This is a genomic window from Altericista sp. CCNU0014 (assembly GCF_044923475.1).
Classification (GTDB): Bacteria; Cyanobacteriota; Cyanobacteriia; order Thermosynechococcales; family Thermosynechococcaceae; genus JAAURS01.
The window spans coordinates 3322635-3336593 of sequence record NZ_CP137338.1 but is presented as its reverse complement, the minus strand read 5'-3'; the positions used below and the strand labels follow the sequence as shown (position 1 = coordinate 3336593).

Sequence of the window (13959 nt, the reverse complement as noted above, 5' to 3'; positions counted from 1 at the left end):
TGCTCGAACGAGGGCAAATACATGCCAATTTTCCATAGGCCGTCGGCGAAAGCCTCAACGTCTCCAAGCGATCGCAAATTTTGGAAACATCAGCTAGATAGGGTTAGCCATCGGCCAAAATCTTCTCCAAAAGAACCTGCCTGTATGGAGGCCCGAATGCGCTGAGTAAAGCGAACCAGCTCGGTGATGTTGTGGATGCTCAGGAGGGTGTAACCCAGCAGCTCTCGCGACCTGAGCAAATGGCTCAGATAGGCCCTGGTAAAACTCCGGCAGGTATAGCAGGGACAGGTGGCGTCTAGGGGCGTAAAGTCTTCCCGGAATTTCTGATTGCGGAGGTTCAACCGCTCGCCCCCCACGAGGGCATTGGCATGACGGGCCAATCGCGTTGGAATCACGCAATCGAAGAGATCCATCCCAGCGGCGATTGCCTGGACCATTTCCCGATAGGTGCCCACTCCCATCAGGTAGCGCGGTTTGTCAAACGGCAGCAACGGCGTGGTGGCCTCCACAATTTTTTGGATCAGTTCGGGCGGTTCGCCCACGCTCACCCCGCCGATGGCGTAACCCGGCAGGTCGAACTCGATCGTCGATCGGGCGGAGAGCTGCCGCAGGTCTAGGTACACCCCGCCCTGGACGATCCCAAACAGCGCTTGGTCGGGCCGCTGGTGGGCCTTCACGCAGCGTTCCAGCCAGTGTGTGGTGCGATGGAGCGCTGTTTTGACCGCATCGTAGCTGGCAGGGTAGGGCGCGCACTCGTCAAAGGCCATGATGACATCAGCCCCTAACGCATTCTGAATTTCGACGGACTTTTCTGGCGTGAGGTGGATGAAATGCCCGTCGCGCGGCGATCGAAAGGTGACGCCCTCATCGTTAATTTCGCGCAGTTCGCTGAGGCTGAAGACCTGAAACCCACCAGAATCGGTGAGAATGGGGCCTTTCCAGTTCATAAACTGGTGCAACCCGCCCGCCTTTTGCACGATCGCCTCGCCGGGCTGAAGGTGGAGGTGATAGGTATTGGCCAGCACCATCTGCGCCCCCGTTTCGGCAAGCTGGGCAGGCGTTACGGTTTTGACGTTAGCGAGGGTGCCGACGGGCATGAAGCGGGGTGTTTCTACGATGCCGTGGGGCGTATGAAATACTCCGGTTCGCGCTTTGGTGTGGGGGCAGCAGGTTTGGCATTCAAAGGTAAAAGGATGATTCATTCGAGGCCTACATGATGGCCTAAGGCCAATCCAGCCACCAACATCCCCAAGACCAAAAAGGGCTGGGCGCTGGCTTGATACTTCACGTCATTTTTGAGCGGATCCCGCAGGAAGTACATATCCTGGAACGTAATTTGGGGAATCACCAGCAGCAGCAAAATAGTGGCGTACAGATTTTCGTGGATATAGATCAGATAAGCCCCCATCGCGACTTGGAACACATCAATCATCAACACGCAGATCCAGGCCGCTTTTTGGACGCCAAACATCACGGGCATGGACTGGAGGCCAAATTGGCGATCGCCCTCGACGCTCTTGAAGTCGTTCACAATCGCAATGCCCAAACCCGCCAAACTATAGAACAGCGTCAGTACCACGATGGTGGGGGTTAACGTCCCGAATAAAGCCTGCCCCGCCCACCAAGGCAGCGCGATGTAGCTGGCCCCCAAGGCATAGCTGCCCGCCCACCCATTTTGCTTCAGCTTCAGGGGCGGTGCCGAATAGATGTAGGACACAAAAGAGCCGAACACGGCCAAAGCCAGCAAAATTGGGAACTCGTGCCCCGCCCAGACATCCAGGGCATAGGCAACCCCTAACCCAGCAACCAGCAACACCCAAATTTGGACGATGACCTGGGACAGAGGAATGGCCCCGGACGGAATGGGTCGATAGGGTTCGTTAACCGCATCGATCTCGCGGTCGTAGTACTCGTTAATGGTTTGGGTATATCCTGCCAGCAGCGGCCCGGACATGAGCATGCAGGCCGCAGAAATCAGCGTATTTTCGAGGCTCCAGGTGAAATGTCCCGAAGAAGCCGCTCCGCAGACAACGCCCCAAATCAGCGGAATCCAGGTAATCGGCTTCATGAGCTGGAGGCGAATTTTCCAGATGTTGGTTTCACCCGACTTGGCTCCCTTCATGCCTAAAAGTTGGCGCGTCGTGCTGCCCGCTTCGGCACTATCGAGCGCGTCTAAAGCCTCAGCCTGGTCTGTGGGAGGAATCGGAGTATCGGAATGCGTCATAGCAGTTGCGGTGAGAGACCGTTTGGAACATTGCGCCTGTAGCTTTCACTCATTCTGCCAAGTTCTGGCCGACTTTCCAAGGGGAATTTGACTTTATGGCGAGTTTTCTACGGGGTCATGCTAGCGGCAGGCACGCTCCCGTACCCCGCCGCCCCCTTCCTCAACTACGATAAAGTGAAGAACAGCGATCGCAAATCCAGGTTCCATGGCAAAGCGCAAAAAGAGCAACGGCCTAAAGTGGATCAAAGAGACCCTCGAACTCAGTCCCGATCATCGGTGGCAGTCGAACGCAGGCTATAAAGTGTTTGTGGCAGGTCGCGGGGCCGTGCGCTTCGACGTGCCTCAAGACTGGGTGTTCGAACCAGACGACAAATCTTTTCGGTTTTTAGATGCGTCCCCGCCCAACGATAACTGCCGCCTCGAAGTGTCCTTTAACCTGCTGCCGCCCGCCGACTGGACTTTATTTCCCCTCAAGCGCACCCTCAAGAAAATTGCCGAAGACGACGAGCGCGACGTGATTGAAGTGGGGGAAGTCGTCACGGTCCCCCGACAAACCGCCCGCATTGTTTGGATCGAAATCAAATTTATGGATCCCGAAGAACATCGAGAGGCGTTCTCGCGGATCTGTATCGGACTCGGATCTAACGTCCAATGTCTGATTACCTTCGACTTTTGGGCCGATGAAGCCGAAAAACTGACGCCCGTATGGGATGAGGTGATGCGATCGCTTACCCTGGGGCTGTTCATCAGCGACCCCAGAACGGGCACCGCCCTCCCAGACTAGCGCCGTAGGGAAGAATCATTCCCGCGCTCATCCAACCGCCGACCCTTCAGGCGTGGGTACCATTTCTTCTAGAGGAACGTCCAAACTATTCCACCCATCTTGACGGGCATCCGTAATCAGCCAATCTAGGGCAGCAGCGCGGACGTCGATGGCAGCCCCTGTTTTGTCCACGCAATAGCGACCGAACACCAGCTTGTCCACCAAACGCACGTTGGCACCCAATCGCGAATATTCGAAAATCACGCTGTTGTCCACCGTCGCACCGCCGCAAATATAGCAGTTAGGACCGATCATGGAAGGGCCGATAATCCGAGCGCCATCCTCAATGCGGGTCATCCCGCCAATATAGACGGGACCCTGAATGTCTACCTTATCCCAATTCACCGAAACGTTGAGACCCGTATAGATACCAGGGGCAACCTCCCGACCTGGAATGGATACATTCTTAACCTCTCCCAGCAGCACGCTGCGAATGGCGTGCCAGTAGTCCGGCACGCGGCCAATATCCACCCATTGAAACTCCATGGGAATGCCGTAGAACGGCGCTCCCATTTCCACGAGCTTCGGAAATAAATCGCCGCCAATGTCGAACATGCAGCCAGAGGGAATGTAGTCGAGAACTTCCGGCTCAAAAATATAGATCCCGGTGTTGATATTGTTGCTTAACGCCGCTTCGACTTCGGGCTTTTCCTGGAAAGCCTTAATCCGTCCGTCTTCGTCGGTTACTACGACGCCGTAGCTGGATACTTCGCTGGGGTCGACGGTCTTCATGACCACCGTGGCGATCGCCCCTTTTTTGCGATGCCACTCCAGCGCTGCCGTCAGGTCTAGATCGATCAGCGCGTCGCCGCACAGCACCACGAAGGTATCGTCAAAAAACGGCGAAAAATCTTGAATTCGACGCATCCCACCCGCCGAACCGATGGCCTCCCCGACCAACTGCCCGTTTTCGATGCGACCTTCAAAGGAATAGGCAATCTCGACACCAAATCGCTGCCCATCTCGAAAATAGTTTTCGATTTCTTCAGCTAAATGGCTGACATTAACCATAATTTGATCGAAACCATGATGTCTGAGCAGCTCCACCAAAAACTCCATCACTGGCTTTTGGAGGATCGGGATCATCGGCTTGGGCGTCGTATAGGTAATTGGGCGAACGCGAGTTCCCTTCCCAGCCGCTAAAATCATGGCTTTCATAGGCGCTTATAAATCTCTTAAGTATATAAAGAACGGGCAGGATAGAAGCTCAGCTGAGGCAAAATAACGTAGACCGAGTATTGATGCGATCGTAGTTTACTCGTTTTAGTTTAACCCCGAAGTATTGTCGGCACAATCTGACTACAGCGCGTAAATCCGCCCGTCGATCAACAGACGGGTGATTCCTTTAGCCGAGAGCTGCATGCTGGCGGAGCGCAGCATATTGCCGTTGGGGACTTTGATGATGCGCTGAGTCCGGTGGGAAAATCGACGGGCAATGCGATGGTTATCAAAAACGGGCAGCGTGCAGGACTGAATTTCATGGGCCGGGATTTGCCCCAGTTCGCCAAAATCTTTGAGCGGTCGAGTCACGAGCTCTGCCGTGCGATCCACCACTAGATAACAAATTTTGGGCAGTACCGCCTGCGCAAAGGGCATAACCTCGAGCAGCGCTTCGGACTGAAGCTTTAGGGCTGACCCCTCCAACGAAAAGCCTTCCGGATCGTCCTCGTCTGAATCGTAGTCCTCGTCATCAAACGCGTCGTCCTCATCGTCATCCTCCTCGGATGCAGCGTTTGCAAAAGAAGACGTCAGGCTGGAACCCAAGTCTTCTAGAATGGCACTCATTTCTTCTTGGGGTGGCGAGATAGAGCGAAGGTGCGGCGGTGCGATGGCGCTTTCTACGCCAGCTGTTTCGGTGGGTGCTTCCGGCGTGCGGATCGCGTCGATCTCGCGAAAATCGTCCTCTGGAGCAATGCGCCTCCGGCGGCGATCGCTCGTCAACTCTCGACTTTCTTTAATGTCCTCTCGAAGTGCTCTCAGGGTTGGAGGCGCAACGGAACGAGGTTCGGCCTCATCGGTCTCTAGGCTGCCCGCAGGATCTTGCTGCTGAGATCGATCCGCCGACAGAGAAAGTTTGGGGATGAGCTTAGGCTTTTTATCTAACGCAATGACTTTTCCCGAAGCGATGGGTTCGGGGACCGTCTCAACGACGGGAGGGTTTGAAACAGGTGTGTCCTCAGCACCCACTTGAGGGGCAGACGCGTCTGAGGCAAACTGCTTCAGCAGGCGGCGAATAGTAGAAGAACTGACTTGATAGCGTTCTGCTAAGCCAGGGATAGTATCCTGTTGTTGCTCGAAGCAGGCGACAATTTCTTGCTTTTCGAGATCTGACAGTTTGCTCCGGGTCATTTGAACCTATGGTTACTGCAAAACGCGTACGGGTTTGTCATCCCCTATCCTAGCTTTTGTTCAGTCGGTTTTTTCGAGTTCTGCAGGAGTTTTCTGATGGGTTGCCCACTCGACTTGGCGCAGGATGCCTCGCAGTAAGGCTAGTTCCGACGAGGAAAGCTGCGATCGCAGGGCCATCTGCCGAAATTTTTGCATCCGACTGGGCGCGGTATGGGGATAGAGATAGCCGATCTCAAGCAAAACCGACGATAGATGGGTTACATAGCGCTCAATGGCATCCAGGGGAGCAAGATCTGCTTCCGCTGGGGCGAGAAGCGGAGGGGGCGAAGCAGCAGCGGGGCTTTGTACGCTCTGGTAAAGCTCGTAGCAGCAGACCGCCACTGCCTGGGCCAAATTCAAAGACGGATAGTCCGAGGAGCTGGGAATCGTGATAAAGCGTTGCGCGTAGTTCAATTCGGCGTTGGACAACCCCCGATCTTCAGGCCCGAAGATCAGGGCAGAGGGCATCTCTAACAGCCAGGGCAAGGCCGAACGCGGGGACTCTAAGGGCACAGCTGGTGCCGCATCCCGAGGTCTGGCCGTAGTGGCGATCGCCCTAAAGCATCCTTTTAGCGCCTGCGATAGCGTTTCGACCTGCCGGGCAGCTTCTAGAACGTCGGCGGCATGAACTGCCATCTGTCGCGCTTCATCGCCCAACGGATCGCAGTGAGGATTGACTAAAACCAGGTTCCGCAACCCCATATTTTTCATGACGCGGGCCGTAGAGCCAATATTCAGCGGCCCTGCGGGTTCCACTAAAACAATGCGAATGCGGTGCAGTCCTGCGCCCATAAACCCTTGCTGTCAAGCTTGTCTGCGGGTCGATCTTATCGCGATCGAGGCCATCCCAAACGGCTAATAGCCGCTGGCTATCGGTCGCAGGTCTAATTCAATTTGCTGTTGTAGAAACTGAGTCAGCCATTCTTTGACGTGGTAGGTGGCCAGACAGTCGTCTTCGTTGTACCGCACGATATCGTCCAATAGCACTTCGTTGCCCGTTGCAAGCCATTCGCTATACCAGCAAATGGCCTGCGCGCCGTTGGCCGCACCATTGCGCCATTCAAAGCCCAGCCATCGCGCAATCAATTTGAGGGTATAGCTTTCAATGGGCAATACCACTGTGCGGGTCACCCATTCGTGGAGATCTACAAAGCGCGGCAGTAGGGATTGGATCAAACCGTCCGGCGCGCCGTAAAGCTTGGCCAATCGAGCCACAGTCTGCACTTCATAGGCGCAAAAGTGAAAAATAGGCGCTTCGGGATAGCGCTGGAACAGGCACACTAAGTCTTGCCAAGCCTGGGCTTCTTCCTCGGGCTGTCTGGCCAGGAAAGGATAAAACTGCTGGAGATCGCGCTGGCGATCGACGACGAGGATGCCATGGAGATAGACCAGATCGAGTCCCGGCTCGGCTTCGATATCGAAGTACAGCTCGATGGATGCAGTGGGAAGCGCGTCGAATGCTTTGAAGGTACGCGCGCTATGGAGCAGGACGGGCTGTTGGTACACGAACGATTGGGCCTGAGACACCAGTTTGCTAGAGATTTCATGTCCCAACCCCGTCTTGGCGTGAAGGTACAGCGGATCGGTTTGGGCCAAGATTTCGGCAGTATTCAAACGGTGGGACTGGAGGACTGGGTAGCGCGTGGGGGTGACGCCGGGCAAAAGCGACAGATGATTTTCAGATTGGGCGATCGCGTAGCAGTGATCGAACCAGACGCACATGCTGCACCGATTGCGCGCAATAAACACCTCTGGCTCCTGACGAGAAAGCAGCATCTCCAGCAGTTCGGAGCGCAGCGCCTCCATTTGAGCCATCACCTTAGATAAATCGACGGCATACCAGCCCTTATCTTTGAGGTAAAGCCAAGCGACCTCGGGCAGTACCTGCTGCACTGCTGCTAGAACGTCGGCACCAAAGGCGCTTAGAATCTGATACTCCAGCTTCGGTCGTTTGCTCAGCTTCACGTCCACCGGCACGTAAAACCAATCCCCAAATACAGAAACCCCAGACCTGCGTATCAACAAATCTGGGGTGCTCGCAAAGCTATATTGGTCCGTCCTAGGACTCATCACGACGCCATTTCGGATGACTGGCACGCCTTGACGCATGAGGTCTAAGGTTGCGAGTCCCCCAGCTTCCCAGTCGGAGCGCGGATAGTCCGGTTGGGCCACGGTCTGTTCGAAGGTTAGGCTTTCTTGAAAACGCTGTTTATCTTGGGCAAGCTTCAATAAAAAATCGTTAACTTGACCGCGAACGCTTGCTTCACCGTACATCTCAAGAAAGGCTTGTCGATGACAGCGCTGGAAATTTAACAGCAATCGATCGGTGAGCAGCATGCTGAATCGCGCACAGAACCTGTAGGCATCTTAACAAAACATTCCATTTTCCGAGTAAAATTGCCGCGATAAGATGCAATCCACCGCTTGCTCGACTCGCAAAGCTTGTACCATTGCAAAGCCCGTCGAAGCAGACTGGGCCATGTTGCCCGCGATCGATTGAACGATCGCAATTGAGCGATCGCAATTTGTTTTTCTTGGTTAAGAACTGAACGATGCCCTAGAAAGCGGGGGAATCCTCTCAACAGTTGTCGATTCTCTCGGTATTTAGACTCTCAAGTATGAATTCATGCATATTGCGCCGACTTTGGTCCGTCGTCGAAGAAACCCAAACGCCAGTCATTCTCGAACTGAATGACGCAGATTTAGTTCAGCAACTGCTGCATCAGTTTCAGAACCGACACGCCCTCACCCGCACCGAAGCCCAGGCCGTTCGCTGCTACCTAGGCGATCGCTTGGCTCTCATTCGCGACATGGTTCGCTAACCGCAGAGATTCCACCTAAACCCTTTCAATTCTTTTTTGGAGTGTTACTCTAGCACAAAACGGCCCTATTAAATGAAGCTTCTCCATGAAAATGGAGAACCGTAAGCTTTTTGTAACTTTTGTATCATCTTCCCCCACAACCCCGTGGCATAGATATAGAGTAGAGATGCCTCAAACATAAAGAAAATCTTAAGAGTGTTTTCCTATGCCTCCAACCATCCTCCATCAGTTTTGGGCTTTCATCGAAGAGACGCAGACCACTACGCTCCTAAACCTAGATGACGCAACGCTTGTGGGCTGGCTGACCGGACAGTTTCAGCGACAAAACGTATTGAACACTGAAGAGACTCAACACTTGAGCACCTATATTTCTGGACGCCTGCCCTTAATTCGAGAGCTGGCAGAGGAAAGAAGCCCGGCCTACCAGTAGGTTGCGTTTGCAAAAAATGCTCGACGCTCAGCCTGAATTGCTAAAAACCTTTAACTGCATCAGTCCTTGCGTTCGATCGTTCCCGACGAAATTCGCTTGCGCTTCGATTCTAGCCGTTTTGCTCTCTTAAAGAACTTTCAAACAGGTCTCATACCCTGCCCGTAATTCGATCGATCTGGCCCGCCGTATTTTCTCTGCTCGTTTCAGATGCAGGCCAATACGTACCCCTACAGCTTTAAGGTGCCCGACCGAACCCAAGCAATGCCCAGCCAACTGTATATTGACCCGAGATTCTCGACTGCTACAAACAAGCCCCTCAAGAAGTTTCATTCTTGAGGGGCTTGTTTTAGGGCTTTAGGCTATTTTCAACAGCTTTCCTTTTCCAAAGGAAAGCCGTTGAGCGAATATGTTTTTAGCGAATGTATTCTTTTAAAACGCTATTCCGGTTGGGGTGGCGCAGTTTGCGAAGGGCTTTGGCCTCAATTTGCCGGATTCGCTCGCGGGTTACGTTGAAAATTTGGCCGATTTCTTCTAAGGTCTTCATTCGACCATCATCTAAGCCGTAGCGTAGTTTCAAGACATCGCGTTCGCGGGGGCTTAGGGTGTCTAGCACGCTCTCTAAATCTTCCCGCAGCAGGTTTTTGGAGACCTGATCCTCGGGGGTTTCACCGTCAGATTCGATGAAGTCGCCCAAACGCGAGTCTTCTTCTTTCCCGATCGGCGTTTCTAGCGAAATCGGAAGCTGAGCTGATTTGGCAATAAACCGCAGCTTTTCAATCGTCATTTCCATGCGGGTAGCAATTTCTTCTTCCGTCGGCTTGCGACCCATTTCTTGCGAGAGCAGCTTGGTGGTCTTCTTGATCCGAGAGATGGTTTCGTACAGGTGAACGGGTAGCCGAATAGTGCGAGACTGGTCGGCGATCGCCCGCGTAATGGCCTGACGAATCCACCAAGTGGCATAGGTCGAAAACTTATAGCCCTTTTCGTGGTCGAATTTTTCGGCGGCGCGGATCAGGCCCAAACTGCCCTCCTGAATCAGATCTTGGAACGAGAGACCTCGATTCATGTATTTCTTGGCGATCGATACCACCAGCCGTAGATTAGACTGCACCATCTTGTCCTTGGCGCGCCGTCCGACGTGGAGGCGATGGCGGAACGGATGCAGCGTCATCCCGACGGCTTCGCCCCATTCCGCATCCAGAGGCTCTCGATCTAGCTTCTCGACCAAATCATCGTAGATGCGTTCTAGGGAGAGCAAATCCGCAATCTTTCGGGCCAGCTCGATCTCTTCATCGGCGCGTAATAGCCGAATGCGGCCAATTTCCTGTAGGTACAGACGAATAGAGTCTTCCGTGTAGTGCTTCTTCTTGGCCTGACCGCGACGGCGAGCGCCCTTCGCCTTTTCAGCCTTCTCATCTTCTTCCGTATCGGCATCGTCCGGCTGAAAGTCTTCGTCGTCGCCGTCATCTTCAGCAACTTCACCCAATAGCAAAGTCTCTAACTCGCTGGGGGGTGCTTGGATAGACTCTAATACATTATTGGCTTGGGTCATGCCGGATTCCTCGTACTCCCTGCTAAATAAAAGGAGAAGTTTTCATGGACAAAGGGGCTTAATGGCTCTGCTTTGAATGGAGACCAATCAGCAAAAAGTCGTTCGAACAAGGGGCTAATACTTTCTAAACAAATTAAATGCGTACAGAGAAGATGCACCATCTGCTTAAAAAATAATCATAAAGCAAAGCACTGACTAGCTTTACCCTTGACGTGATCGATTGTAGCCTCTCTTACAGATTTTGGCCGTAAGATTGCGATGTTTCATGGATATTATGGCGCAGTCTTTTACGAACATGCATCTCAACAACGGACAAACGTTAAGTTAGCTTAAGTAATGTCACGGTTTCAGTCCTAATTTATCTGCCGAGGGTGTTGTCGGCAATGCCACGGTAAAGGTACTGCCTTCATTGGGTGTCGAGCGAACGGTGACCGTGCCGCCCATGCCTTCGACAAAGGTTTTCACGAGGGCTAAGCCGAGTCCGGTGCCGCCGCTGCGGTTGCGCGCTTCGTCTATGCGATAAAACCGCTCGAAGATGCGGGACTGGTGCTTGAGGGGAATGCCAAAGCCGCGATCGCAGACGCGAATCAGAGCCTGCCGCTGTTGCTGCTCCAGTTGAATTGTGACGGGAGTATCGGGGTCTGAATACTTGATGGAATTTTCCACCAGGTTGACCAGCACCTGTTTGAGACGGTGAGGGTCGGCATAGACGGGGACTAATTCTGACGCTTCTAGGACCACTTGTCGGTGGTTGACCTGCTCTGCCAGTTTGATGACATCTGCGACCGTATCGTTGAGGACAAACAGTTCGGGTTTGTAGGTCATGTACCCGTCATCGGCACGGGCGAGATCCAGCAAGTCTTTCAAGATTCGAATAGTGTGGTCTGTTTCTGCCGATGCAATGCTGAGGGCGTCCTGTTGCGAATCCGTGAGGGTTTGGCCTCGGCGGAGCACGCTGTCTAAGTACCCTCGCACAATGGTGAGGGGCGTTCGCAGTTCGTGGGAGACATTGCTGACAAATTGCCGCTGCTGCTCGGCGGCAGCCCCCTGCTGCTGCCAAGCCTCTGATAATCGATGCAGCAGCATGTTAAAGGTTTTAACGAGTTCTTGCACTTCTTGGGGTGCGTGGGGGGGAACCTCAATTTGCTTCTCGCCGAGATCGTTGACGGAAAGCGCTTGAGTCATCTGGCTGACGCGGCGCAGCGGGAGCAGCAACCGCCGAGCTTCGTAGGCGACGAGCAAAACGAGCAGGACGAGAGCGGTCAAGTTTGCCCCGATGAGGCTGTGGGCCAGCCGATTGAATTTGGCTTGGTCCTCGGTCATATCGTGGACGAGGTACAGCGTGCCGATCGGCATCTGGTTCACAATAAATGGACTCGAGCAGGCAATGAAGTGATGGCCCTGAAGTTCGTAGGTTTGAGGCAGTTTGCCGCTAGAAACGCGATCGATGAGTTGTTGAAACAGCACTGAATCGAGACGTGGTGTTTGCTGGTCCAGCGGCTCTTTGACCAGCAGAGTCTCGTCCTGACGCTTGACGCCGATCCAAAGATTGTTGGCCGCGCGGTTTTTGAGGGCTTTTTGGATGCTCTCGGTTAAGGGCAGCATTTCTCGGTACAGGGTGACGTCTTCTTCAATGCGATGGGCGGTTTCTTGAAGGGACTGCTTGTAACTGTCGAGGAGAATGTCTTGGGTTTTCCAACAGGTCCAAAGAGTGACGGTGCTGAGTCCTACGGTGATGATGGCTGCAATGCGTAAGGTTAGGGTGAACTGAAGCGATCGCGGTTTTGCCAATATCGACGCCAGTCTGTTGGGGATGGGTTGAGTTTGGCCGGAAGGAGACGACCGCATTGATTGGCTCTAGCTCTCAATAAGTGGGCCTTTACTTAAGGTTGTAGACGAATTTGCGTCTTTTAGAATGATGCAGGTCTAATTGCTAGATAAGTTTTAGCTGAGTAAGGATGGGGAAAGCTAGGAAGAGAGGGTTGCGCTCTGCGTGTCCGAGCGTTCCAAATCGACCGCAGGGGTTTCAGCGCAATACTGAAACCCCTGCAAGTTCGACATGGGTTCGACATGGGAGAGAAGAAGCTATCGCCCGCCGACGGTGATGGAGTCTACTTTGATATGGGGCTGGCCGACGGTGACGTAGATGCTACCGCTGACAGAGCCGCAAAATCCGGCTGCTAAGCCTAGGTCTTTGGAAGACATGGAAATCTTGTTCATGATTTCGGTGGCTTCGCCGATTAGGGTTGCGCCCTTGAGCGGTTTGGTGACTTTGCCGTTTTCGATCAGGTAGGCTTCATCGACGGCGAAGTTGAACTGCCCGGTGGGACCGACGCTGCCGCCGCCCATTTTTTTGCAGTAAATTCCTTTTTCAATAGAAGCGAAGATCTCATCGGTGGTGTAGCTGCCGGGGGCGATGTAGGTGTTTCTCATCCGGCTGGCGGCGGCATAGGCATAACTTTGTCGCCGACCGCTGCCCGTGCGGGGGTTGCCCGTGCGGATGGCCCCGGCGCGATCGCTCAGGAAGTTTTTCAGGATTCCGTTTTCGATCAGCAGGGTGCGCTGGGCGGGCATGCCTTCGTCGTCCATGTCGATGGTGCCGAAGGCGTTGTCGGTAAGACCTTCGTCCCAAGCGGTTAGGTTTTGGTGGGCGATTTTTTCGCCTTTTTTGTCGGCGAAGGGGGTGGTTTTGCGCTCGATCTGGGTAGTTTCGAGCAGGTGCCCGCAGGCTTCGTGGAAGATGACGCCGCCAAATTCGTTGGCCATGACGACGGGGTAAGTGCCGGATTCGATAAATTCGGCGTGAATCATCTGGGTGGCGGAATGGGCCACTTCTTCGGCGTCGATGGCAAAGTCCCAGGTTCTGAGGAAGTCGGGGGCGTAGGTTGCGCCAACGCGCTTGCCAATGGAGGCGCGATCGCCATTTTCTTCGCACAGCAGGTTGTAGCCGACGGACTGGGTGAGACGAATATCGCGGGCAAAGACGCCGTCGCTGGCGGCCACTAGGACTTCTTGCCAGTCGCGGAAATAGACGGCTTTGCGGGATTGGACGTGCTGGGCTTTTTGGAGCAGGCTGGCGTTGGCGGCGAGCAACACTTCGCTCATTTCTTGCATAGGGCTGCAACTTGCGAGCCAACTCTCTTTATTGCGGGCGGTGGCGTAGTCGCGCAGGAGTTCTAGGTTGATGTCTGGCACGAAGGCGCTGGGGCCAGGGAGGGTGAGGCCCATGATGGATAAGGCTTTTTCGAGCGATCGCTTGAGTCCGTTAAAGCTTAAGTCATTGGTGCTGACGTAGCAGTCTGTACTTCCTACAAAGACCCGCACGCCCGCACCGGTGGCTAAACGGGGCGATAGGCTGGTGATGGCGTCGTCTTCGGCTTGGGCGCTGATGTAGTTGACGCGCTCTAGGAAAAATTCGATGAGGTCAGCCCCTGCGGCTCGACCTAGACCCAATAAGGTAGAGAGAGGACGCCGCCAGCTTTCGTCGAAGCGATCGCGACTGACGGTGTAGTCTAGCGTGGGAAGTTCTTTGGAGAGCAGTGCGGCACTTGGAGACATGCTGGACCTTTGGTAGTAGGAAATTTAGGGCTTGTCGCGTTGTTTTTACAGTCTAGCAAACCTAATTACTGGAAGGGCTGAAAGCCACTACAACCAACTGATTCGAAGACAGATGATGGTTTGATTCTTGGTACAATCGCTCCTTGACACAATAAATTAGAT

Annotated in this window: 12 protein-coding genes; 3 read left to right on the top strand and 9 right to left on the bottom strand. The window is 53.9% G+C overall.

The genetic code is table 11. From position 1 onward, the window contains the following. Positions 1 to 89 precede the first annotated feature (89 nt). On the bottom strand, positions 90 to 1202 hold the full coding sequence (gene tgt, locus R6H26_RS16025; protein ID WP_404783690.1) for a tRNA guanosine(34) transglycosylase Tgt: 1113 nt from the start codon (positions 1200 to 1202) through the stop codon (positions 90 to 92). Next, the gene (gene chlG, locus R6H26_RS16020) at positions 1199 to 2224 is read right to left on the bottom strand and encodes a chlorophyll synthase ChlG (protein ID WP_404783689.1); all 1026 of its coding nucleotides are present in this window, start codon (positions 2222 to 2224) and stop codon (positions 1199 to 1201) included. The genes tgt and chlG overlap by 4 nt, the downstream gene beginning before the upstream one ends. Positions 2225 to 2429: 205 nt before the next feature. Between chlG and R6H26_RS16015 the strand changes: the two genes are divergently transcribed. After that, entirely contained in the window at positions 2430 to 3008 is a 579-nt protein-coding gene (locus R6H26_RS16015) for a hypothetical protein (protein ID WP_404783688.1), read from the top strand. 27 nt (positions 3009 to 3035) lie between these two features. On the opposite strand, the gene R6H26_RS16010 is transcribed toward R6H26_RS16015, so the two are convergent. From R6H26_RS16010 to R6H26_RS15995, 4 genes are all read right to left on the bottom strand, one after another. Next, positions 3036 to 4205 (bottom strand): sugar phosphate nucleotidyltransferase, encoded by a 1170-nt coding sequence (locus tag R6H26_RS16010; RefSeq protein WP_404783686.1) that lies wholly within the window; start codon positions 4203 to 4205, stop codon positions 3036 to 3038. 141 nt (positions 4206 to 4346) lie between these two features. Further along, a complete protein-coding gene (locus R6H26_RS16005; protein ID WP_404783684.1) occupies positions 4347 to 5396 on the bottom strand; it encodes a hypothetical protein in 1050 nt (349 codons plus the stop codon). A gap of 60 nt (positions 5397 to 5456) precedes the next feature. Next, positions 5457 to 6227 carry an RNA methyltransferase gene (locus R6H26_RS16000; RefSeq protein ID WP_404783683.1) on the bottom strand — a complete coding sequence of 257 codons (771 nt, stop codon included), beginning with the start codon at positions 6225 to 6227 and terminating at the stop codon, positions 5457 to 5459. A 63-nt stretch (positions 6228 to 6290) separates the two neighbouring features. Next, positions 6291 to 7772, bottom strand: coding sequence for a TM0106 family RecB-like putative nuclease (locus R6H26_RS15995; protein WP_404783681.1), 1482 nt, complete (start codon positions 7770 to 7772; stop codon positions 6291 to 6293). 281 nt (positions 7773 to 8053) lie between these two features. Between R6H26_RS15995 and R6H26_RS15990 the strand changes: the two genes are divergently transcribed. Further along, complete coding sequence (locus tag R6H26_RS15990; protein WP_404783680.1) at positions 8054 to 8257, top strand: hypothetical protein; 204 nt, start codon at positions 8054 to 8056, stop codon at positions 8255 to 8257. 205 nt (positions 8258 to 8462) lie between these two features. Continuing rightward, entirely contained in the window at positions 8463 to 8687 is a 225-nt protein-coding gene (locus tag R6H26_RS15985) for a hypothetical protein (RefSeq protein ID WP_404783678.1), read from the top strand. Positions 8688 to 9099: 412 nt separating this feature from the next. Here the strand turns inward: R6H26_RS15985 and rpoD are convergent, their stop codons facing one another. From rpoD to R6H26_RS15970, 3 genes are all read right to left on the bottom strand, one after another. Then, entirely contained in the window at positions 9100 to 10239 is a 1140-nt protein-coding gene (gene rpoD / locus R6H26_RS15980) for an RNA polymerase sigma factor RpoD (protein ID WP_404783676.1), read from the bottom strand. Positions 10240 to 10578: 339 nt separating this feature from the next. After that, positions 10579 to 12087, bottom strand: a complete 1509-nt coding sequence (locus tag R6H26_RS15975) for a sensor histidine kinase (protein WP_404783674.1) — start codon at positions 12085 to 12087, stop codon at positions 10579 to 10581. A gap of 237 nt (positions 12088 to 12324) precedes the next feature. Then, a complete protein-coding gene (locus R6H26_RS15970) occupies positions 12325 to 13797 on the bottom strand; it encodes a TldD/PmbA family protein (protein ID WP_404783672.1) in 1473 nt (490 codons plus the stop codon). Between the last annotated feature and the right edge of the window lie 162 nt (positions 13798 to 13959).

Bases quoted from the DNA above. Each gene is read 5' to 3' on its own strand.
- R6H26_RS16000 (WP_404783683.1), bottom strand. From the start codon at position 6,227: ATGGGCGCAGGACTGCACCGCATTCGCATTGTTTTAGTGGAACCCGCA.
- R6H26_RS15970 (WP_404783672.1), bottom strand. From the start codon at position 13,797: ATGTCTCCAAGTGCCGCACTGCTCTCCAAAGAACTTCCCACGCTAGAC.
- R6H26_RS15985 (WP_404783678.1), top strand. From the start codon at position 8,463: ATGCCTCCAACCATCCTCCATCAGTTTTGGGCTTTCATCGAAGAGACG.
- chlG (WP_404783689.1), bottom strand. From the start codon at position 2,224: ATGACGCATTCCGATACTCCGATTCCTCCCACAGACCAGGCTGAGGCT.
- R6H26_RS16010 (WP_404783686.1), bottom strand. From the start codon at position 4,205: ATGAAAGCCATGATTTTAGCGGCTGGGAAGGGAACTCGCGTTCGCCCA.
- R6H26_RS15995 (WP_404783681.1), bottom strand. From the start codon at position 7,772: ATGCTGCTCACCGATCGATTGCTGTTAAATTTCCAGCGCTGTCATCGA.
- R6H26_RS16015 (WP_404783688.1), top strand. From the start codon at position 2,430: ATGGCAAAGCGCAAAAAGAGCAACGGCCTAAAGTGGATCAAAGAGACC.
- R6H26_RS15990 (WP_404783680.1), top strand. From the start codon at position 8,054: ATGAATTCATGCATATTGCGCCGACTTTGGTCCGTCGTCGAAGAAACC.
- R6H26_RS16005 (WP_404783684.1), bottom strand. From the start codon at position 5,396: ATGACCCGGAGCAAACTGTCAGATCTCGAAAAGCAAGAAATTGTCGCC.
- tgt (WP_404783690.1), bottom strand. From the start codon at position 1,202: ATGAATCATCCTTTTACCTTTGAATGCCAAACCTGCTGCCCCCACACC.
- R6H26_RS15975 (WP_404783674.1), bottom strand. From the start codon at position 12,087: ATGCGGTCGTCTCCTTCCGGCCAAACTCAACCCATCCCCAACAGACTG.
- rpoD (WP_404783676.1), bottom strand. From the start codon at position 10,239: ATGACCCAAGCCAATAATGTATTAGAGTCTATCCAAGCACCCCCCAGC.